General features: G+C 32.0%; 18 protein-coding genes. 8 read left to right on the top strand and 10 right to left on the bottom strand.

Annotation, left to right across the window (positions count from 1 at the left end; translation table 11 throughout):
* Positions 1-48: 48 nt before the first annotated feature.
* Genes VCM48_RS10310 through VCM48_RS10285 form a run of 6 tightly spaced genes read left to right on the top strand, consistent with a single transcriptional unit; the run spans position 49 to position 6,860 of the window.
* Positions 49-1,710 carry an ABC transporter ATP-binding protein gene (locus VCM48_RS10310; RefSeq protein WP_482270444.1) on the top strand — a complete coding sequence of 554 codons (1,662 nt, stop codon included), beginning with the start codon at positions 49-51 and terminating at the stop codon, positions 1,708-1,710.
* Positions 1,711-1,767: 57 nt separating this feature from the next.
* On the top strand, positions 1,768-2,784 hold the full coding sequence (locus VCM48_RS10305) for a sugar phosphate nucleotidyltransferase (protein ID WP_482270443.1): 1,017 nt from the start codon (positions 1,768-1,770) through the stop codon (positions 2,782-2,784).
* 52 nt (positions 2,785-2,836) lie between these two features.
* The gene (locus tag VCM48_RS10300) at positions 2,837-3,760 is read left to right on the top strand and encodes a tetratricopeptide repeat protein (protein WP_482270442.1); all 924 of its coding nucleotides are present in this window, start codon (positions 2,837-2,839) and stop codon (positions 3,758-3,760) included.
* Between the two features lie 20 nt (positions 3,761-3,780).
* The gene (gene lolB1, locus VCM48_RS10295; RefSeq protein WP_274638880.1) at positions 3,781-4,548 is read left to right on the top strand and encodes a lipoprotein insertase outer membrane protein LolB1; all 768 of its coding nucleotides are present in this window, start codon (positions 3,781-3,783) and stop codon (positions 4,546-4,548) included.
* Between the two features lie 2 nt (positions 4,549-4,550).
* The gene (locus VCM48_RS10290; RefSeq protein ID WP_482270441.1) at positions 4,551-5,768 is read left to right on the top strand and encodes a murein hydrolase activator EnvC family protein; all 1,218 of its coding nucleotides are present in this window, start codon (positions 4,551-4,553) and stop codon (positions 5,766-5,768) included.
* A gap of 57 nt (positions 5,769-5,825) precedes the next feature.
* Positions 5,826-6,860, top strand: a complete 1,035-nt coding sequence (locus VCM48_RS10285) for an AI-2E family transporter (RefSeq protein ID WP_164723401.1) — start codon at positions 5,826-5,828, stop codon at positions 6,858-6,860.
* Between the two features lie 6 nt (positions 6,861-6,866).
* Here the strand turns inward: VCM48_RS10285 and VCM48_RS10280 are convergent, their stop codons facing one another.
* Both VCM48_RS10280 and VCM48_RS10275 read right to left on the bottom strand, forming a co-directional pair.
* On the bottom strand, positions 6,867-7,379 hold the full coding sequence (locus VCM48_RS10280) for an acyl-CoA thioesterase (protein WP_099214905.1): 513 nt from the start codon (positions 7,377-7,379) through the stop codon (positions 6,867-6,869).
* Positions 7,380-7,438: 59 nt separating this feature from the next.
* Positions 7,439-8,332 (bottom strand): HU domain-containing protein, encoded by an 894-nt coding sequence (locus VCM48_RS10275; protein ID WP_482270440.1) that lies wholly within the window; start codon positions 8,330-8,332, stop codon positions 7,439-7,441.
* 94 nt (positions 8,333-8,426) lie between these two features.
* Here VCM48_RS10275 and dprA point away from each other — a divergent pair, with 94 nt between their 5' ends.
* Entirely contained in the window at positions 8,427-9,524 is a 1,098-nt protein-coding gene (gene dprA, locus VCM48_RS10270; protein WP_482270439.1) for a DNA-processing protein DprA, read from the top strand.
* A 12-nt stretch (positions 9,525-9,536) separates the two neighbouring features.
* Positions 9,537-10,622 carry a hypothetical protein gene (locus tag VCM48_RS10265; protein WP_099214909.1) on the top strand — a complete coding sequence of 362 codons (1,086 nt, stop codon included), beginning with the start codon at positions 9,537-9,539 and terminating at the stop codon, positions 10,620-10,622.
* Here the strand turns inward: VCM48_RS10265 and VCM48_RS10260 are convergent.
* The 8 genes from VCM48_RS10260 to VCM48_RS10225 all read right to left on the bottom strand — a co-directional run bounded on the left by VCM48_RS10260 (position 10,619) and on the right by VCM48_RS10225 (position 21,885).
* On the bottom strand, positions 10,619-11,479 hold the full coding sequence (locus VCM48_RS10260) for a DMT family transporter (RefSeq protein ID WP_274638874.1): 861 nt from the start codon (positions 11,477-11,479) through the stop codon (positions 10,619-10,621). The two genes, VCM48_RS10265 and VCM48_RS10260, sit on opposite strands and share 4 nt — an antisense overlap.
* Before the next feature lie 303 nt (positions 11,480-11,782).
* On the bottom strand, positions 11,783-12,076 hold the full coding sequence (locus VCM48_RS10255; protein ID WP_435253924.1) for a GIY-YIG nuclease family protein: 294 nt from the start codon (positions 12,074-12,076) through the stop codon (positions 11,783-11,785).
* Between the two features lie 424 nt (positions 12,077-12,500).
* Positions 12,501-15,836: a transcription-repair coupling factor gene (gene mfd / locus VCM48_RS10250; protein ID WP_482270438.1), complete on the bottom strand. Its 3,336-nt coding sequence runs from the start codon at positions 15,834-15,836 to the stop codon at positions 12,501-12,503.
* Between the two features lie 104 nt (positions 15,837-15,940).
* Entirely contained in the window at positions 15,941-17,977 is a 2,037-nt protein-coding gene (locus tag VCM48_RS10245; RefSeq protein WP_482270437.1) for a hypothetical protein, read from the bottom strand.
* Positions 17,970-18,443 (bottom strand): hypothetical protein, encoded by a 474-nt coding sequence (locus VCM48_RS10240; protein ID WP_482270436.1) that lies wholly within the window; start codon positions 18,441-18,443, stop codon positions 17,970-17,972. Before VCM48_RS10240 ends, VCM48_RS10245 begins: the two co-directional genes overlap by 8 nt.
* A 1-nt stretch (position 18,444) precedes the next feature.
* Positions 18,445-19,374 carry a hypothetical protein gene (locus VCM48_RS10235; RefSeq protein ID WP_482270435.1) on the bottom strand — a complete coding sequence of 310 codons (930 nt, stop codon included), beginning with the start codon at positions 19,372-19,374 and terminating at the stop codon, positions 18,445-18,447.
* A 688-nt stretch (positions 19,375-20,062) separates the two neighbouring features.
* Positions 20,063-20,362: a GIY-YIG nuclease family protein gene (locus tag VCM48_RS10230; protein WP_482270434.1), complete on the bottom strand. Its 300-nt coding sequence runs from the start codon at positions 20,360-20,362 to the stop codon at positions 20,063-20,065.
* Between the two features lie 269 nt (positions 20,363-20,631).
* Entirely contained in the window at positions 20,632-21,885 is a 1,254-nt protein-coding gene (locus VCM48_RS10225; RefSeq protein ID WP_482270433.1) for an RNA methylase, read from the bottom strand.
* Between the last annotated feature and the right edge of the window lie 114 nt (positions 21,886-21,999).

Below are 21,999 nucleotides of genomic sequence, written 5' to 3'. Positions count from 1 at the left end.
ACGCATAATGGAAATATAAATTGTATTTTTATTAAAATTTTATGATTAATGCTTGAAGTTAAAAACTTAGAAATATCTTTTAAAAACTCTCAGCCTTTAGTTCAACAAGTTTCTTTTAGTGTTGAAAAAAATAAAACACTAGGAATCGTAGGAGAGAGTGGTAGCGGTAAATCAATAAGTTCTTTAGCTATTTTAGGATTACTTCCTAAAACTGCTACAGTGAAAGGTGATCTATTTTTTAACCAACAACCTTTATTAGGTTATAATGAGCAAGATTATCAAAAAATACGAGGAAATCAAATCGCGATGATTTTTCAAGAACCGATGAGTTCTTTAAACCCAACTCTGACTTGTGGTATTCAAGTTGCTGAAATGTTACAGCAACACACACAGTTATCTAATCAAAAAATTAAAGAGAAAGTTATTTCTTTGTTTTCAAAAGTAAAACTTCCAAGACCTGAGGCTATTTATAATTCATATCCGCATCAAATAAGCGGCGGACAAAAGCAGCGTGTAATGATTGCCATGGCAATTTCTTGTAAACCTCAACTTTTAATTGCTGATGAACCTACTACAGCACTGGATGTTACTGTACAAAAAGAAATAATTTCTTTATTAAAAGAATTACAACAAGAGTTTGAAATGGGAATTATTTTTATTTCTCACGATTTAGCATTAGTTTCTGAAATTGCAGATTCTGTCGTTGTTATGCATAAAGGAAAAATAGTAGAGAAGGGAAGTGCTAATCGTGTTTTTTTAGATCCAAAAGAAAATTATACAAAAGCTTTAATCAATTCAAAACCAAACACAAAAAAACGACTTAAAACTTTACCTACAGTTAGTGACTTTATCAACGAAACTATAGATTCTACAATTTATACAGATGAAGAACGCAATGCTTTTCATCAAAAAATATACAAGCGCCCTCCTTTGCTAGAAATTGTAAATTTGCATAAAGATTTTATTAGTAATGCTTCATGGTTTTCAAAACCCGCTGTTGTGAAAGCAGTCAATGATGTGTCTTTTAAAATTTATGAAGGAGAAACATTAGGGCTAGTAGGAGAGAGTGGATGTGGAAAAACCACTTTAAGCAGAACTATTTTACAACTAGAAAAAGCCACCTCTGGAAGTGTTTTATATAAAGGGACTGACATTACTAAACTTTCAAAATCGACTTTTAAAAAACTTCGAAAAGAAATTCAAATTATATTTCAAGATCCGTTTTCATCCTTAAACCCAAGAATTACTGTGGGTAATGCTATTTTAGAACCAATGAAAGTTCACAATATTTTAGAGTCTAACAAAGAGCGAAAAGAATATGTGTGTGGTTTGTTAGAAAAAGTAGGTTTAGAAGCAACTCATTTTAATCGTTATCCACATGAATTTTCTGGAGGACAACGTCAACGTATAGGAATTGCTCGTGCTATTGCTTTACAACCAAAACTAATTATTTGTGATGAATCTGTTTCGGCTCTGGACGTGTCTGTACAAGCTCAAGTATTAAATTTATTAAACCAATTAAAATCAGAATTTAATTTTACTTACATATTCATTTCTCATGATTTATCTGTCGTAAAATATATGGCCGATCAATTAGTTGTAATGAACAAAGGTAGGGTAGAAGAGATTGCTGATGCAGACGAAATTTATCAACATCCAAAGACAAAATATACCCAAACATTAATCGAAGCCATTCCAAAAGGGCTATAACTTTTTTCACTGCGTTATTAATGGTATATTGCACCGTTAAAAACGAAAAGAGAGAATATGAAGATTATAGTACCAATGGCTGGAATTGGGTCTCGTTTAAGACCCCATACGTTAACAACTCCTAAGCCATTAACAGTTATTGCTGGTAAATCAATTGTACAGCGATTAGTGGAAGATATTACTTCTGTTGTAGACCAACCTATAGAGGAAATTGCTTTTATAATTGGACCTGCTGCAAAAGGATTTCCTGCAGATACAAAAGATAAATTAATAAAAATAGCAGAAGACTTAGGTGCAAAAGGTTCTGTATACGTACAAGAAGAAGCATTAGGAACTGCACACGCTATTTACTGTGCTAAAGAATCATTAGGTGGTTCTTGCGTTGTCGCTTTTGCTGATACATTATTTAAGGCTGACTTTACCTTAGACGCTAATGCTGATGGAGCTATTTGGGTGAAGCAAGTAGAAGATCCAAGCGCTTTTGGTGTGGTAAAATTAAAAGACGGTTTTATTACTGATTTTGTTGAAAAACCTAAAGAATTTGTCTCAGATTTAGCAATTATTGGTATTTATTACTTTAAAGATGCTGACAAGTTACTTGAAGAAATAAAATACTTAATTGATAACGATATCAGACCTTCTGGTGAATATCAATTAACTGAAGCTCTTGAAGCTTTAAAAGTAAAAGGAGCTAAGTTTATTCCTGGTAAAGTAAATACTTGGATGGATTGTGGTAAAAAAGACCCAACTGTAGATACTAACAAGCAAGTTTTAGGTTTTGAACAAGCTAATGGCAACAATTTAGTGTCTGAAGACGTTGTATTAGAGAACGCTGAAATTATTCAGCCATGTTATGTTGGAAAAAATGTAGTGTTGAAAAACACTAAAATGGGACCTTTTGTTTCAATTGGAGAAAATAGTGTTGTTGAAAACTCAACAATAACAAACTCTTTAATTCAAACAAACGTGCATATTTCAAATGCCAATTTAGATAATGCAATGATTGGTAACCACGCAAAATACAATGCTAATTATACATCGGTAAGTATAGGTGATTATACAGAGCTTACATAAAATCTCAATAAAAAAGAGAAGAAAGGAGAGAGAGAAAATTATTTTTTCTAAAGTGATACTGTCTTTTTTCTTTCTTCTTTTTTCTTTCTTTCTAAACGCTCAAGATAGCATTCCTGCATCAGTTAATACAGCTGAGAAAAACAATATAGAGTTTCAACAACATTTTTTTAAAGCACTTTCAGACAAAGCTATTTTTAACTATCAAAAAGCTATACAAAGTCTAGAAAAGTGTAACAGAATACTTCCAAATAACAAAGCTGTTTTATTTGAACTTTCTAAAAACTATGAAAAGTTAGGCAGAAACCCTGAAGCTTTAACCTATATTGATTTAGCTTTAGAATTAGAACCAAATAATGTTTGGATGCTTGAACACAAAGTTTTTACTTTAAGAAAGTTAGCTAATTTTTCTGATGCCATTATTGCTCAACAAAAAATAGCTGCTACGCACCCTAAGAAAAAACAATTACTTGTTTTTTTACACTTACAAAACAAAGACCTTCCGTCTGCTAAAAAAGTATTGGCTGAATTAAAAGAAGCTAAATTATTAAACAGCAGACTTCGTTCTATTGAAAGAAAAATAAATGCTCGAAAAACAACTGAAGAGCAACCAACAAAAATTACTGAGAACCTTAGCCCTAAATCGCTTTTCGAAAAAGAAAAATCCTATAAAAATTTAAAAGCTTTATTAGATAAGTTGGCTGCTGACAACGATGCTGACTTGTTAAAATACAGTGAACAAGGTTTATCACTTTTTCCTGCGCAACCTTTCGTATATTTAATGAATGGAAAAGCGTTTAACAACAATAAAGATTATAAAAAAGCATTAGAAACCTTACAAAACGGCATTGATTTTGTTATTGATAATAATGAAATAGAAGCCAAGTTTTACTTAGAAATGTCTAAAGCTTACCAAGGGTTGAATAATATTAAAAAAGCCAATTCTTATAAAAACAAAGCTGAAAAGATTTTAAAATAAGTTTCGTTAGCACAAATTTTATGAAATATACCACCTTATTAGTTATATTATTTTTAGGATTAACCTCTTGTAAATCTACCAAAAACGTTACTGGTGATGTCGCTATTAAAGAATTGTCGGCACGCAAAGTAGCTAAAAAACATATTGCTACAAGTTTTGACAAAAAAACAGTAGATGCTCGTCTAAAAGTTAATTACAAAAACAATAAAGAAAGTTTAGGTTTTTCAGTACGAATGAAAATAAAAAAAGATGAAGTTATTTGGTTAAAAGGAACCAAAATCATCTCTATTTTTAAAGCTAAAATCACCCCAACAAAAGTTCAGTTTTACTCTCCATATGAAAAGAGTTATTTTGATGGAGATTTTATGATGCTAAAAAAGCTATTAGGAACTGATATTAACTTTCAACAATTACAAAGCATGTTATTAGGGGAAGCTCTAATGGATGTAAAATCTGAGCGTCAAGAAGTTCAAATTCAAGAAAAATCATATCAGTTATCTCCTAAAAAACAACCTGTTTTATTCGATTTGTTTTTCTACATAAACCCTAAACACTTTAAGCTAAATAAGCAGTTAATTGTAAACTCGTTGAAAGATCAACGCTTAGATATTAGTTACCCAAAATATCATAAGAAAAACACTACTTTTTTCCCTGAGAAAATTAACATAAAAGCTAAAGAAAAAAATAAATTTACTATTATTGATATTACTACACGCTCAGTAGAATACGATACTAAACTAAATGTAAGTTTTAATATTCCTAACGGATACAAAGAAATTCAATTATAATTATGAAGTACCCTGTTTTTTATATCTCTTTTTTATGCCTGTTTTTTGTAGGAATTTCTTCTTTTGCTCAAAGTAGGAAAGAGCTAGAAAATAGGCGAAAGAAACTAAAAAATGAAATAGAGCAGGTTAATAATCTTTTGTTTAAAACAAAGAAAAAAAAGAGCAGTGCTTTAGATGATTTAAAAGACCTAAACCAAAAAATTGGTGTTAGAGAACGCTTAATAGAAACTATTGAGTTAGAAACCAAATTACTTTCAAAAGAAATCAAATCTAACGAGCAACAATTAAAAAAATACAACGACGAACTAGCTGAATTAAAAAATGACTACCGAGATATGGTAGTTAAATCTTATAAAAGTAAATCGCAACAGAGTAAAACCATGTTTTTATTGTCTTCTGAAAGCTTTTACCAGGCCTATAAGCGCTTAAAGTACATGCAACAGTACAAAGACTACAGAAAAAAACAAGGAGAAGAAATTATCGTAAAAGCTAAAGAGGTAGAGCAATTAAACGATTCACTAACTGCTCAAAAAAAATCAAAAGAAGCTTTACTTTCTGACGAGAAAAGTCAGAAAAAAGAAATTGAAGACGATAAGAAAAACCAAGAAAAACTCATCTCTAAAATTAAAAAAGAAGAGAAAAAATACAAAAGTGACTTACAAAAGAAACAACGAGAAGAAAAAAGAATTGCTGCCAGAATTGATAAGTTAATTAGAGATGCTATTGCCAAAGCAAATAAGGGTAAAAAAACAACAAAAGGTAAAACCAAAAGCTCTGGTTTTATTTTAAATGCCGAAGAAAAAGCTTTACTTGCTAACTTTGAACAAAATAGGGGTAATTTACCGTGGCCAGTTAAAGGTGTTATTACACGAAAATATGGAGTTCAACCACACCCTACATTTCCTGGAATTAGCATCAACAGTCACGGGTTATATATTGCAACCAAAGCAAATACCGATGTAAAAAGTATTTTTAACGGGAAAGTTTTGGTTATTCAATTACACTCTGATGGAAGAAAATCAGTTTTAGTACAACACGGTAACTATATTTCTGCCTACAATAAGTTAAAAGAAGTTTATGTAAAAAAAGGTGATGCTGTTAAAACTGGCGACAAACTAGGAAAAGTATTTACTAACAAAGTAACAGGTAAAACACAGCTTAGTTTTATGTTGTATAAAGACCGAAACCGATTAAATCCTGCTAAGTGGATTCGTTCATAACACCATAACAAGAACATTAATAAATTTTATTTTTAAATTGTAATCAAATTTAAACGTGTGAAAAACGCATCAAACTTTATTATTGTAACCGTAGCAATTATTGCAACATTGGTTATTGGAAAAGGAATTTTAATTCCATTTGTTTTTGCACTTATTTTTTGGTTTTTAACACGTGAAATTCGGAAAACCATCTATAAAATTCCTTTTGCTAAACGTTTTATTCCTTTTTGGCTAAGTAATGTATTTGTTTTTACGCTTATAATTTTAGGTTTTGGTTTTGTTTCGGAAATAATTACCAATAGTATTTCAAATTTAACCACTTCGTACTCAAAATACGAACCAAATGTTGATGCTATTATAAAACGTTTAGACGCTTATTTTCATATCGATATTATTAAGTCATTACAATCGGTTGTTGGAGATTTCGATTACGGCTCTGTTTTAGGCGATATAGCGAACGGAATTAGTAGTTTGCTAGGAAATACCTTTATGATTATTATTTATGCCTTATTCATCTTCTTAGAGGAAAGTAATTTTAAAAAGAAGTTGCAAAAAGTGTTTATGAGTTCTCAAAACAATCCTAAAAGCTTTCAATCTATCTTAAAAAAGATTGAAGACTCTATTTCAAACTATTTACGACTAAAAACCTATGTTAGTTTATTAACTGGTATCCTTAGTTATTTTGTATTGTTGTTAGTAGGGGTAGACGGAGCTCCATTTTGGGCGTTTCTTATCTTTTTATTGAATTATATTCCTACTATAGGATCGTTAATAGCAACTGCTTTTCCTGCGATATTTTGTTTAATTCAATTTGGAGAGTTTCCTCCTTTTTTAGTCGTTTTATTTGCAGTTGGAAGTATCCAAGTAGTAGTTGGTAATGTTGTAGAACCTAGAGTTTTTGGAAAATCGCTAAATTTAAGTCCGTTAGTTACTATACTTTCTTTAGCTGTTTGGGGAGAAATATGGGGAATAACAGGAATGATACTTTCAGTTCCTATTACGGTAATTATGATTATTATCTTTTCTCAGTTTGATAAAACAAAAAACATTGCCATTTTCTTATCTGAAAGCGGCAATGTTGATGAAATATAAACTGTTTTAATCCATAAAAATAGATTTCAACTCTATTGCTTCCTTAGGATCCATTTTTCCTGCTAAAACCAAGCTTAATTGCTTTCTACGTAAAGCTGCTTCATAACGCTGCTTTTCTAATTCAGTTTCTGGTTCAATTTGAGGAATTGGCACTGGTTTTCCTGTTTCGTCAACAGCTACAAACGTGTAAATTCCTTCATTTACCTTGGTTTTTTCACCAGATTGACGGTCTTCAATCCAAACATCTACATAAATCTCCATTGATGATTTAAAAGCACGTGAAACCTTTGCTTCTAAAGTTACCACACTTCCTACAGGTACCGATTTGGTAAATGCTACGTGGTTTACAGAGGCTGTTACTACAATTCTTCTCGAATGACGGCGCGCAGCAATACTACAAGCTCTATCCATACGAGCTAATAATTCTCCTCCAAAAAGGTTATCTAAATAATTTGTTTCTCCTGGTAAAACTAAATCGGTAAGTACAGTTAACGATTCTTTTGGTGATTTTGCTCTCATCAATTAAATTTTGCTGCAAAGATACAGCAACAAAAAAATCTACCTAAAATAAATGCAGATTATTTAGCCAATAACCAAGCGTCTTCGCTTACTGATTCTTTAATAATTTCTAAGGCTTTTCTAGCTTCAACCTTAGTTGCATAACTTGCAAAAGCTACTTGAGTTAACCCTAATCCATTCTTCCCAACAATAGAAGCATCATAACCTTTATCTTGTAGTTCAGCTAATTTATTTTCAGCATTGTGCTCTTCTTGAAAAGCTCCTGCGATGATATGAAAGTTTCTAGCTTCTTTACTTACGTTTAAGTTAATGGTTGGTAACGGGTTTTCAATTACAAAAGTTGCTGATTGAATTTTCTTCTCAACAGCTTCTTCTTGGTTTGCTAATACTTGTTGTTGTTGATTTTGAACACCATTCCATCCTGCATAAGCAATTCCGATAAAAACAGCCGCTGCTGCAGCTCTTCTTACATATAACGGAATTGTTCTTTTGTTTTCTTCAGTAGTAGGTAATGATTTAATTGTTACTTCTTTTACTCTTTCTACAGATGGTGTTGAAACCTCAGCCAAACCAAAAGATTCAGTTAAAAAGTTACTTGATAGGTTAGGCTCAAAAACAACTTGCTTAGCTTCATTTAAAGACAAACTTCCTACAGAAGCAACAGTTACACTTGTTGTTTCCAACTTCTCATTCCATTGTGCAACTTCCTCAGCAATAAAAGTAACAGCTTCTTCAAAAGAAATATTTTTACTCGAAGCTATATAATTAGCCAATAAACCATCATTATGCTGTAAATATGCGTTAAACGTTAGTTGTTTTTTTGGCGGATAAAAAGTGTGCGTAGTAGTATTTACTCTAGCTCCAATTTTATTCGTTACAAATCCTCCAAAATTAGGAACAATTACGCAATCGTATCTATATAATAAATCGTTAATGTAGTTGGCTAATGTCATAATAACAAATATAGCTTTTTAGTACATTACTTTCAAGTAATCTTGTAATTTTTATTAACAGTTTTTTGTATATTGATACTCAAATTATTGCTATATGAATTCAGAAAAATTGCTAGCTATTCTACGGTTACAGGCAACAAAAAACGTAGGTGATATTTTGGCAAAAAAGCTAATTACCTCCGTAGGAAGTGTTGAACAAGTGTTTTTAGAGAAGAAAAATACACTACATAAAATTAACGGAATTGGAACTCATGTAACTCAACATCTCTTTGATGAAAACAACCTAAAAAGAGCAGAAGAGGAACTAACATATATTCAACAAAACAACATTTCTTTTTCGTATTTTTTAGATGAAGATTACCCACAACAACTAAAGCATTGCATTGATGCTCCTATCTTACTTTTTAAAGATGGAAACCTCAACCTAAAAAACAATAAAATCATTTCAATTGTAGGAACTCGGAAAATGAGTTCGTACGGACGCGATTTCTGTAATCAACTTATTGAAGATTTAAAAGATTATAATCCTATAATTGTTAGTGGATTTGCTTACGGAGTAGACATTTGTGCACATAAAGCCGCAATAAAAAACAACTTACAAACTATTGCTGTATTGGCACATGGGTTGGATGAAATTTATCCGAAAACTCATAAAAAATATATTCATCAAGTAAATGAAAATGGTGGACTTATTACTGAGTTTTGGCACGATGAGCAACCTATGAGAGAAAACTTTTTAAAACGAAATCGCATTGTAGCAGGATTATCAAAAGCGACCATTATTATTGAATCTGCTGAAAAAGGTGGCTCATTAGTTACTGCTGATATTGCCAATTCGTACAACCGAGATGTATTTGCTCTACCTGGTAGAGCTACTGATGTATATAGCAAAGGATGTAATAATCTCATTAAAAATAATCAAGCACATTTACTCACTTCGGCTCAAGATATTATAACAATGCTCAATTGGGATCTACGGCAAGCTGCCGTACCCAAACAAAAAGAATTATTTGTTGAGCTTAACTCTATCGAACAAAAAATACACGATTATTTACAACAAAACGGTAAACAGTTATTAGATGTTATTGCTTTGGATTGTAATCTTCCTACTTATCAATTATCATCTATTTTAGTTCAAATGGAATTAAAAGGGGTTATAAAACCTTTACCGGGAAAAATGTTTGAAGTTTAGTACCTTTGAGGCATGTCAGAATATAAACTCATATCACAAAAAAAACCTGCTTTTCCAGTTAATAAAAAACTAGGAAACTACTTGAAAAGGCATAACAGAACTATAAAAATTCCTATTTTTTATGATGATTTGTTACGTTTTCAAGGAGCAGTTGCTGTGTATGATAAACACGATAATGATACGTTGTGGATACGTGTTTTTTACAATGAGTTTGAGCGAGCAGAAATTGATTTATATCTAAAAAAAGTATACAACATCTTACATTCTAATGGTTCTGACGCCAGTATTAAACACTTAAATGTTGATGCTATCGACTTTTGTACGTTTGGTAACTCAAAACCTTTTCGTATAAAAATTCGAAATATTTTAAATGATAACTACACTTATTTTTACGTAAAAAGAACCGATGCTTCTCGTATTTACGGACTAGAGTTAGAGGATATTTTATCACCTTATAACTTAAACTTTTTGGTATATGAAGATACACTCATAGAAGAGCACATATCAGGAATTCCAGGAGATGTTTTTATCAACGATTATTTAGAGGATTGTTTAGATATTGAAAAAGCACAACTAGCTAAAGAATTTGTAAAATTTAACGAACGTTGTATGATTCGTTTGTTGGGTGATATGCGTTCGTACAACTATGTTGTAGTACCTACACACGATTTTGAAAATGTGGTATATAAAATTCGTCCGATAGATTTTGACCAGCAGTGTTATGAAGGAAAGTTTAAAGTGTATTATCCACAGTTTTTTAAAGAAAATTTAAAGCTAGTTCAATTGGTAGGAGACAAGCTTACTTCAGAATCTATTGAGCAATATCAAATAGAAGAACGATCAATTGTTGCTAAAAGAATTTTAGGATCTCGTTCTCGATTAAACCGCTTGCTTGCTGCTATGAAATCAGATAATATTTCTACTCCTAAAAATATCGAACAATTAAAATCGGAAATTTTTGAGTTTACTGGTGATATTAATTTTAGAGATAGTGACGGTATGGGAGAGGTTTTAGATAGCGCACTAACTTTTGTTCGTAGAAATTATGAAGATGTAAGTATGAAAACCATTATTCAGCAGCAGCAAAGAATACATTAGCCTTTTCTACTTCGAATACTTTCAATAATTACTGTTGTTAAAATCAGGCTTCCACCAATAAACGTATTCCACGTGGGAACTTCGTTTAAGAAAATAAATGCTAACAAAATTCCGAAAACAGGCTGAATGCTACTTATTATGCTTGCAGTTGACGCGGTGAAAAACTGTAAGGAATATACCATCAAACTATGCCCGATAGCGGTAGTTAACAACGCTAATAATAACAAATAGGGGAGTTGTTCCTGAAATCCTGAAACATCCATAAAAAATAGAACTGGAACTAATAAAACTGTAATGATTACGGTTTGGTAAAACATCAACATTACTCCGTTGTATTGTATTACGTATTGCTTTAATATTAAAATTCTTATAGAATACGATAGGGCAGAGAGTAAGCCAAACAATACTCCTTGAACTTGAGTGTTTTTAATATCAAACTCAGGAGCTAGAATATACAGTCCTAGTAAAACCATTAGACCTAATACAATGTGAATTGGGTTGAATTTTATCTTTAAAAATAGCGGTTCTAAAAAAGCAATCATTACCGGAAAAGTGTACAACGACAACATTCCAATGGCTACATTAGATAGTTTTAACGCGTAGAAATACGTAATCCAATGTGCTCCCATAAAAATTCCGCCCATTAAAAACGGAAACAAATGTCTTCTTGATTGTATGGTTAAATCAATCTTTTTAAATCGACAAAACACGTATAAAATTACCATAGCAAACACCGAGCGAAACCACACAATAACTTCTGAAGGCATTGCAATATATTTACCTAGTACTCCTGAAGTACTGATAAATAACGTAGCTAAAATAATTCCTGATAGATTTTTTGCGTGATTGGTTTGCATGGATGTAAAAGTATGTCATTTCGACCAGAGGGAGAAATCTCTTTTAAAAGGAGTAATTCTTAATCTTAAGGTTTCTCGCTACCGCTCGAAATGACGTTTTGTTTATTCTCGTCATTGCGAGCCTTTCGACTGTCACTCAAGACAAGCTAGTGCGTGACAATCTTTGGTCATGAGTTTAATTGTCACATCGAGTGAATTTCTTTTTCGATAGAGGAAAGAAATTTGTATCGAGATGCATATAAGCTAGTTCTCGATACAATTTTCACTCATTCTAATCGTGAAAACCACTCGAACAGACAGAGCTTAATTATTAAACTTCTTCTTTGCTAAGTTCGGTAGTTTTTCAAACTCATTATTTATGAGAGCTTCCTTTTTTGCTCTAGACCATTTTTTTATTTGTTTTTCTTTTTCAATAGCCATTTCTACGTTGGTAAACTCACAATAAAAAACTAATGAAACAGGTCTTCTTTTTGAAGTATAACTATCTTTAAAAGTTCCTTTTTGGTGTTGAAATATTCGTTGAGAAAGGTTGGAAGTTACTCCTGTATAATAACTTTTATCTGAACATTGTAATATGTAAACAAAATATATTTTCACTTTAAAACTTATCAACAAATTAGTTACTTTTTACAAAAATGATAATTCTTTATTCCGTCATTGCTAAGTGAGCATACCAATATTTTGGTTGTGAGCTTAATTGTCACATCGAGTGAATTTCTTTTTCGATAGAGGAAAGAAATTTTGTGTCGAGATGCATATAAGCTAGTTCTCGATACAATTTTCACTCATTTCAATCGTGAAAACCACTCGAACTGACAGTTTCTTTGTATCGTCATTACGACCCCGAAATATCGGGAGTAGTAATCTTTTAATCATGAAGTTTCCAACAGACAGATTACTTCGTCGTATCCTCCTCGTAATGACACTTTTTTTCGTCATTGCGAACGAAGTGAAGCAATCTCTAAATCGTGAGTTTCTAATAAACAGATTGCTTCGTTCGTTCCTCACTCGTAATGATGTTTTACACTTTCTGTAAGGTTTCTAACGCCTTATGTACACTATCAATTTTTATAAAAGTGATGAGTAAACGTAAACCGTTTTTGGTTTTCTTTTCTTTCATTACACAACTCTTCGGATTTTGCTGTACGTACCTCAACATCTTCGTAAATGCTTCCGTTTGATAAAAAGCACTTTGTTGATCGGCTACAAAATATCCTATTAATCGTTTTTGTTTTAAAATCACCTTTTCTAAACCTAATTCTTTCGCTAACCATTTAATACGAACACTGTCTAATAAATCGGCCACTTGTGTTGGATATTCTCCAAAACGATCGATAATTTCAGTTTCAAAAGTTTGCAATTCTTCTTCTGTAGTTAAGGCTCCTAATTTGTTATACAAACTCAAACGTTCGGTTACCGAATTCACATAATCATCTGGGAATAGAATTTCAAAATCGGTATCTATTTGCACCTCTTTTACATACTCTTTCGGTACATTTTCATCCACAGGATATAAGTCTTTAAACTCATTTTCCTTCAGTTCTTCAATGGCTTCTTGTAAGATTTTCTGATACGTATCAAACCCAATATCGTTTATGAATCCACTTTGTTCGCCTCCTAACAAATCTCCAGCACCACGAATTTCCAAGTCTTTCATGGCAATATTCAATCCGCTTCCTAAATCAGAAAACAGTTCTAATGCCTGAATTCGTTTACGTGCATCATCGGTCATGTGATGATACGGTGGCGTAATAAAATAACAGAAGGCTTTTTTGTTCGAACGTCCTACACGACCACGCATTTGGTGCAAGTCAGACAATCCGAAGTTATTTGCATTATTAATAAAAATCGTGTTGGCATTTGGTACGTCCAATCCACTTTCAATAATCGTAGTAGAAACTAGTACATCAAACTCATTGTTCATAAAGCCAAGCATGAGTTCTTCTAACTTTTTTCCTTCCATTTGTCCGTGCCCAATGCCAATTTTTGCATTCGGAAGTAAGCGTTGTAACAATCCTGCTACTTCTTTGATGTTTTCAATACGATTGTGGATAAAAAACACTTGTCCTCCACGAGAAATCTCATACGAAATCGCATCGCGAATGGTTTCTTCACTAAAGCGAATTACATTGGTTTCTATGGGGTGACGGTTAGGTGGTGGCGTTTTAATCACCGATAAATCTCGCGCCGCCATTAAACTGAATTGTAAGGTACGCGGAATTGGGGTTGCTGTTAAGGTTAGCGTATCTACATTTTCTTTAATCGTTTTTAACTTGTCTTTCGCTGCTACTCCAAATTTTTGTTCCTCATCAATAATCAACAATCCTAAATCTTTAAACTGAACTGCTTTATTGGTTAATTGATGTGTTCCTATCACTATATCTACACTTCCATCGGTAACACCTTCTAACACGCCTTTGCGCTGTTTTGTGGTTCTAAAACGGTTTAGGTAGTCAATGGTAACCGGAAAATCTTTTAATCGCTTAGAAAAGGTTTTAAAGTGCTGAAACGCTAAAACCGTGGTTGGTACTAACACTGCAACTTGTTTTCCGTTATCTACCGCTTTAAAAGCAGCTCTAATGGCAATTTCTGTTTTTCCAAAACCAACATCACCACACACCAAACGATCCATGGGTTGTTCTTTTTCCATATCGGCTTTTACTTCTTGGGTAGAAGAGAACTGATCGGGTGTGTCTTCGTATAAGAAACTTGCTTCCAACTCGTGTTGCATGTGCGTATCGGGTCCGAAAGCAAATCCTTTTTGCAGTTTTCGTTTTGCGTATAACTGAATTAGGTTGAATGCAATATGTTTTACGCGGGCTTTGGTTTTTTGCTTGACTTTTTTCCAAGCATTCGACCCTAGTTTATATACTTTAGGCGGTTTTCCGTCTTTTCCATTGAATTTTGATATTTTGTGTAGCGAGTGAATGCTCACGTATAAAATATCGCGGTCGCCATAAATTAACTTGATGGCTTCTTGCTTTTTACCTTCGACATCTATTTTTTGCAATCCGCCAAACTTTCCAATACCGTGGTCAATGTGGGTTACATAATCACCTACGTCTAATTTGGTCAATTCTTGTAGGGTGATGGATTGCTTTTTCGCGTATCCATTCTTCAATCGGAATTTGTAATAACGTTCAAAGATTTGATGATCGGTATAACAAACAATTTTATTGTCTAAATCTACAAACCCTTGATATAACGGAAACACAATGGTTTCATAGGAAACTTCTTGTTCACCATCGTCAAAAATATCGTGGAAACGCTGTGCTTGCTTGTCGTTAGAACAGAAAATATAATTGGTAAATCCTTTGGCTGAAAATTCATTAAAATTCTGAATTAACAGGTCGAATTTTTTGTTGAAAGAGGGCTGTGGATGCGTATCGAAACGTATCTCGGTAAGATCTTTCGTCTCTGCTAGAGATGACAAGTGCGCTAATGTAAATTCTTGTAATTGATTTTTAATTAACTCACCGTTGCAAAACAGTTCTTCTGGTTTTGCGTGTTTGATTTCTGTAGATAGTTCGTTGAACGACAATTCTGCTTTTCGGTAGAATTTGTCTAACGAATCGCTTAACAAGTCTACATTTTTAACAAAAACAGCCGTTTTAGACCAAATATATTTTAAAAAGCTTTCTCTGCTTTCTTCCAACGCTTTGTTTTCTACATTGGGCATAATGCTTACTTTCTTCAGTTTTTCTTTAGAAAGTTGCGTTTCTACATCAAACGTTCGGATGCTGTCTACCTCATCACCAAAAAACTCAATACGATAGGGTTCATCGTGAGAAAACGAAAACACATCGATAATTCCACCACGTACCGAAAATTCTCCTGGTTCGGTTACAAAATCAACGCGTTTAAAATGGTATTCGAACAGTACTTCGTTGACAAAATCGAGCGATACTTGCTCACCTACGGCTACTTTTAGCGTGTTTTTTGCCAATTCTTTTTTGGTGACTACTTTTTCGAACAGGGCAGTGGGGTAGGTAACAATAATCGCAGGTTTTTTTCGAGAATTGATACGGTTTAACACCTCTGAACGCAGCAATACATTGGCGTTGTCGGTTTCTTCTATCTGATAGGGTCTGCGATACGAACCCGGATAAAACAACACATTTTTATCGCCCAATAACTGCTCTAAATCGTTTAGATAATAAGCAGCTTCTTCCTTGTCGTTACAAATTAACAAGTAAGGTTTATCGGCTTGTTTAAAAGTTTCAGAAATGACAAAAGACAACGAAGAACCGACCAAATTCGTAATTTGAAAATGGTGTGGATCTTGTTGAAGCTGATTTACAATCTGTTTTACATTCTCAGATTGTTGGTATTGGTTTACAATTGCTTGCTTGCTCAACGTACAAAAATTTTACGCAAATGTACGAGGTTTATTTTTTGTGTGGGAGTTTTGTTTAATGACTAAAAGCGCTGTTTTTTATATTCATTTTAATAACCGATCCTTTATTCAATTGGTTTTATTAATTTTTCATTGATATAATTTAAGTGAAATTCAATTCCTTCGGTTGCTTTATTAAAAGTTTCATCTGAGTTTTCAAAAGAAGCAAATAATAATGTTTGTGCTTTTTTATAAGTAGATAATTCTTTTAAAAAGTTAGTGAAATCAGAAATTGACATATCTTGTTGTTTTGGTTCATCAAACATTAATAAATTTGGATGATTACCTTTTTTTTCAATAGATGTTTTATATAAACTACAGGTGTATGCCCAAATACTTCTCACAAAATCACTAGCGGAAGAATCAAACCTAATGTTATAAAATAAATTATCATTTGGCTTTTTTGCTAATGGTAAATAGTTTTCATCTGATATTGCAATATCGTTTATAGTTTTACTACTATAATTAAATTTACTTAATAGAGATTTGAAATTGTTAGTTAGCGATTTTAATTTAATAATGTCATTTGGTGAAAAAGTATCCGTTTTAAGTTTTTCCTGTTCTTCTAATATTTTTTTCCACTTAGCTGAAAGAGAAGATAATTCATCTTTTAATTCTGAAAAATCCTCTAAATACTTAGAATAGAACTCAATCTTTTTCTTTAAATTAAGTCTGTACTCTATATCAATTATTGAAGGAAGTCTTTCGTCTGAGATTAGTTCTTTTTTCAATTCTCTGATTTGGCTTCTCAAATTATTCTGTAAACCTCTTAGTTCTTTTAACCTTTTACTTTTAGTCATAATTTTTGATTCCAAACTTTCAATATTTACTTCAAGCATTTTAATTTGAGCGGACAAGAAGCTTATATTATCTTCTAGTCTCATAGGTACTTGTTTTACAGATAGAGGTAGTAGAGAATCATTTATTTCTTGATTACAAGAAGGGCAAATATTTTCAGAAACTTTTAAATCAATTTCAGCTCCCATTTTTTGAACTTTAAAAGCACCTTTGTTTTTTCTTAAATCTTCATTTAAATTTTCTAATTGGTAATTGAAGTTGCTTAATTTTTGATTATCAAAAGTTAATTCACTAGATATCATTTCCACATCAAAGCTGATTTGATTTAATTTCTCTTCATTTATTTTAACCTGAGTTTCGTTATCTCCAATTTTGTCTTTTACTGAAGTTCTTTCATTTTGATTTAAAGTCTCCAACTCTTCAATCATTAAATCTAAATAGTTTGAAATTGAATAGTCTGATTCATCTTTTGAGAGTAAAATATTTATTTCATTAAGATTATTAATGATTATCGGAGATTGTGATAAACCAATCAATTTTCCGCCTCCCTTTTCGGCAAACCTTTCGAATCTTTTCGAGAGGTTTAGCCAATCATTTTCAAGAATCCTTTTTGTAATACCTAATTCCTGCTTTTTCATTTTATTGCCGTAAACATCCATATCTAATATGAATTCTACAATGCGAGCTTCTTTATTGTTTAAACCATAAATAGGCATTGAGGCAAAAAAGTCTGACCATCCAGATTTTTGTTCAATTATAAAACTAGAAGCAATTTGTTGAATATATATTTTACGTAAATCACCTTTGTTAGTCAATACTTTTGGAAGTTCCCAGTTTAAAAATTCTTCTAAATAAAGATGAAATCCATAATTTACATCAGAAGCTCCTCCATTATCGTGTATAAACATTGGACGGCTTTCTAAGGTTTCGTTAACTAAGAGGCTTCCAAAATATACATCTATTAATTGAGATTTTCTGTTAGGGTTTTGAACAAACCTACGGATTGTTATTATATCTCCATTTGAGTTTTCAATTTCTAATAAAACAAAAGATTGAAGTACACTGTGAAAGGTATTTTTAGGGTATTCAACTTGGTCTTTTAAAACGGATTGCATTGTTTTTTCAAATCTACCGCCAATCAATTCTTCAAAACCAAGAGCATAAACAATAGCTTGAAACAAGCTACTTTTTCCGCTAGTATTATTACCTCTAACAATATTTAATCCTGACTTAAATGAATGGAAAGCACCATAAAGACCATTATTGGTATTTACTTCTATTTTTATGTTATTTATTTTAAGCATTTTGGTTTTTCCATTTTTTATATATTGAATCAATACGGTTATCTGTGATTTTTCTTTTACCTAAGAATTTTAAAAAGTCAATTTCTTCATCTAAAAATTGCGGGTTTTCTAAAATTTTTGAACAAAACTTTTCTCCTTTCCCTAATAACTGATACTTTCCATTTGATATTGAACAAATACCTTCGTGAACAGAATAGTTTAACGCTCGGTTTAAACTAGGCTCAATTCCCCACGTTTTTGAACTTTCAGTATAATTACTAAGAACAAAGTTTTTAAGTGAATTTTTGTTTTCATTACTTTTTAATGCCCAATTAATTAAATGAAGTTTTAATAAACTTGATTTTGAACCTTGACAACAAATCTTTAATATTAGGACAATTAATGCAATAGAATAAGAAGGTCTGTATTCAGGTGGAATAGATATGGGTTTCTTTGAGAATGTTATTTTTTCAGCGTATAATTCCATTTTATTCAAAGTTAATTGGACACCTGAAAATCCAGTCGGCTAAAGCCCAATTTGTTAGTTTTAAAATCATTTGCGGAGCTAAATTTTTAAAAGAATTTTGCAGTTCATTTTTTAATAAACTTCTGAAATCTTCATATAACTCACTAGGTTTCTTCGAGTTTGTAATACACCTTTCTTCAATTTCAGATTCTATTACGCTTGTTATTTTTAAAAAATTCTCATAACCCACAGGATAATCTTCTTCCCATTTTGTTAAGATACTTTTACCTTCTAAAAAATGTTCTACATTTAAATCTACTAGCTTATCTAGTTTTAAGTCGTAATTAGGAGAAGAACTATTTAATCTATGAGCATTTTTATTTTGTGAATTTTCAATTAATGAAATTTTTGAATCCTTCCATTTTAATTTTTCATCTGACTCTATTGAATTTTCAGGGATTACATCAATTTTAATATTAGAATTTTCAATAGCTGTTTTTAAGAAAGGATGCAGAAAGCTAATGTCTTCAAATATTACTTCAAAATCATCATTGTCAATTATTGATAAATTCCAGCTTTTTACTTCATCTCTTTTTTGTGAACAATGTTGTACAATATCATTTTTAGCATATTGAGGGGTTACGAAATACCATTTTTTAATTTTAGTAGTTCCAAGTGCCTTTTTTAATTGTTCTTCGTGAATTTTAAGTTTTTTTAAATCTTTAGAAATTTTATCTCGTTGTTTTTCATAAAGCTCCTTAGCAGAATAATGTTCATCAGGACAGTAACATTGAAAAACTTTTCCCGTTCTTGTAAAACCTTCAATTCCATAATCTCCTGGAGTTGCTTTAATTTCTTGATAAGACTCTTCTCTGAAATTATTTTTAAAACATAATTGGGAAACACTTTCCCATTTGTTGCCATCAAAAGTTCCGAATTCTGTTCTAATCATTTATTCTGTTTTGATTTTTTTTACATTGACTATAAATAGTTTATATCTATGTAAAACACATCGTTATACTTCTAATAGATAGTCTTATTAAAAATATCTTTTGTTTTCTTTTTTATTACCAAAATTAATTGTGTACAACAACAATCCTTTACGGTAATCCATAAAGAAGTGTTTGTTGTTACTTTTTAAATAAAAAAATAGTTGAGATAAGGGGTAGTACTACTTTTTGTTTTTTAGCGTGTTAAACATAGTAAAAAAAGAGGAGGGAGGCAAGGGTTATTTATTTGTGTGTGAGTTTGTAAGGGTGTTTGTTGCTTTAGAGAGTATTTGTAACTCCCATGAGTGAGATTTCTCCCCCTGGTCGAAATGACAACCTCAACGTCATTTCGAACTGGAGTGCAACGGAGGTGAGAAATCTTATTCTTGTGTATTGAGCACTTTCAAGTGTATTTGTAACTCCCCTTAGTGAGATTTCTCCCTATGGTCGAAATGACAATACACCATGCAACCTCAACATCATTTCGAACTGGAGTGCAACGGAAGTGAGAAACCGAAAGGTTCAGCGGAGCTAAATCTTACAGTCGCATGTTAGGTACTTTAAAGGGTATTTGTGACTCCCATGAATGAGATTTCTCAGTCGCTCATAAAATCGCTTCTTCGAAATGACAGTAGTAATAAAAAGTATTGCTTAAAAAACCTCATTATTCAAAAAGTGCCACTCAGGATTAAAACTATTAATCAAATTTTCTTTCTTTTCTCTGCGCCATTTTTTCAATTCTTTTTCTCGGTGAATTGCTTCGTTTGCGCTCTCGAAAGTTTCATAGTAAATCAAATAATAGCAGTTGTACTTTCCTGCAAAGGATTTTTTAGCATGTTCACTATCAAAATAATGTTGCGATAATCGTTTTTGAAGGTTGTTGGTAACACCAATATATAACGTGGTCTTATTCTTATTTGTAATGATGTATACAACGTAATTTTCTAGCATTTTTCTTTTAAAGATATAAAAAATTATAAACGTCATTTCGAAGAAAGTGACGACTGAGAAACCGCAAGGTTCAACGGAGCTAAATCTTACAGTCCCGTTTTAGGTACTTAAAGAGTATTTCTAACTCTAATTAAAAAGATTTCTCCCTGCGGTCGAAATGACAACTCAAACGTCATTTCGAACTGGAGTGCAACGAAAGTGAGAAATCTTACAATCGCGTGTTAGGAACTTTAAAGGATGTTTCTAACTTCCGTGAGTGAGATTTCTCGCTATCGCTCGAAATGACAGTACATTTTTTCCTTATGAATAACAATCGCTCCAACTCGTGCTAACTGACTTACAAAATCAAATACATCCATTAATTCCCAAGTAGGAGTGAGGTGGCTTTGTAGTTCATCAAAACTTATGGTTTCTCCTGTGTTTAGTTTTTCTATAATTGTGCTTAGTTGTGAGTTATTCCTAACTACAACTTCGTTTCCTCTTGCCATGATACAGGTTTTCTCTGTGTTTTCTGTATGTAACAACAACGGAAAAATAGTTTTTCCTGTAATTTGAAATGGTGGATTGGGTACTCCTTTGTTATTTTGAAGTATTGATGGATTTAAAACTCCTGCGTTACTTTTTAGTTTGGTTATGTATTTTGTAAGTGCATTTTTGTATTTATTTTCCCATGTTTTTGGGTTTAATAAGCCATTCCAATCCAATTCTTCATTTGTAATATCTACGGGTGATAAGTACCCTACTTTTGGATTTTTAGTTAACTCTCTTGAGGCTATTTGTGTAGCAATTGTTTTTTCTAAGTAGTCTCTAGACGGATTGATATAATCCATTACCACACTCAGCGAAAACTCATCAGTTTTTGCAATATGATACACCTGATGTGGAATAAACATGGTCGATTTTTCTTTTAACGGATATTTTGTGGATGTTGGTAACATTGCTTCTACCTCGTGGAACACTTTGGTATGGTGTTCTATTTGGTTGTATTCTTCAATATCCCAAGTGTAAAAACCTTTATCATTTGGGCCTAAGTGAAACAAAAAACCATCTTCTCCTTTAGCATCTTTATGAATTCCGAAAGGGGTAAAACCATAATTTCCCATAAAAAACAAAAAAGAAAGTCCGCCCAACGGCATACCTGCTTTTTGGAGTAGTGGGGCAACTATATGGCACATTCTCTCTGTAAACTCATTACTAAACGTTTCTAAACTATTGAAAACAACTCCGAATTTTTGATCTCCAAAGAGTTTTATACACCACTGTTCAATAGTTTCATTTTCTTTGGGTCTGTTCGCAGTCATTTCTTCTGCAATTCCATTTTGAAGCTCGTGGTTTATGTATACTTTAAGCCCTTTGTGTAATTCTCCTTTGTCTAAAAACCGATTGATGATGTTTTTTAATTCTTGTTTCAAAAAGGTTACATCATCATTAGAAAGTATATTATCTATTGATGTTGGTTTGGTAAGTTCTTGTGAGTTTTGGTAGAGTTTTTTCCAAGTTTTAGAATTCTTCTCGTTGTTCATAGGCTGGTTTTAAAACTTCTGTCCATAAAAATAAGGTATTTTGAAAATTATTTTTATGCTTTCATTCCCTTATTTTAATCAGTTATACCTGCTCAACGTTATTTCGAAAGAGTA

The sequence above is a fragment of the Tenacibaculum sp. DPLXC6 genome (genome assembly GCF_056815515.1).
This window is presented reverse-complemented; position numbering and strand designations above follow the sequence as displayed.

Bases quoted from the DNA above. Each gene is read 5' to 3' on its own strand.
- VCM48_RS10290 (WP_482270441.1), top strand. From the start codon at position 4,551: ATGAAGTACCCTGTTTTTTATATCTCTTTTTTATGCCTGTTTTTTGTA.
- VCM48_RS10225 (WP_482270433.1), bottom strand. From the start codon at position 21,885: ATGAACAACGAGAAGAATTCTAAAACTTGGAAAAAACTCTACCAAAAC.
- VCM48_RS10230 (WP_482270434.1), bottom strand. From the start codon at position 20,362: ATGCTAGAAAATTACGTTGTATACATCATTACAAATAAGAATAAGACC.
- VCM48_RS10305 (WP_482270443.1), top strand. From the start codon at position 1,768: ATGAAGATTATAGTACCAATGGCTGGAATTGGGTCTCGTTTAAGACCC.
- VCM48_RS10280 (WP_099214905.1), bottom strand. From the start codon at position 7,379: ATGAGAGCAAAATCACCAAAAGAATCGTTAACTGTACTTACCGATTTA.
- VCM48_RS10265 (WP_099214909.1), top strand. From the start codon at position 9,537: ATGTCAGAATATAAACTCATATCACAAAAAAAACCTGCTTTTCCAGTT.
- VCM48_RS10260 (WP_274638874.1), bottom strand. From the start codon at position 11,479: ATGCAAACCAATCACGCAAAAAATCTATCAGGAATTATTTTAGCTACG.
- VCM48_RS10310 (WP_482270444.1), top strand. From the start codon at position 49: ATGCTTGAAGTTAAAAACTTAGAAATATCTTTTAAAAACTCTCAGCCT.
- VCM48_RS10275 (WP_482270440.1), bottom strand. From the start codon at position 8,332: ATGACATTAGCCAACTACATTAACGATTTATTATATAGATACGATTGC.
- dprA (WP_482270439.1), top strand. From the start codon at position 8,427: ATGAATTCAGAAAAATTGCTAGCTATTCTACGGTTACAGGCAACAAAA.
- VCM48_RS10245 (WP_482270437.1), bottom strand. From the start codon at position 17,977: ATGCTTAAAATAAATAACATAAAAATAGAAGTAAATACCAATAATGGT.
- VCM48_RS10235 (WP_482270435.1), bottom strand. From the start codon at position 19,374: ATGATTAGAACAGAATTCGGAACTTTTGATGGCAACAAATGGGAAAGT.
- lolB1 (WP_274638880.1), top strand. From the start codon at position 3,781: ATGAAATATACCACCTTATTAGTTATATTATTTTTAGGATTAACCTCT.
- VCM48_RS10240 (WP_482270436.1), bottom strand. From the start codon at position 18,443: ATGGAATTATACGCTGAAAAAATAACATTCTCAAAGAAACCCATATCT.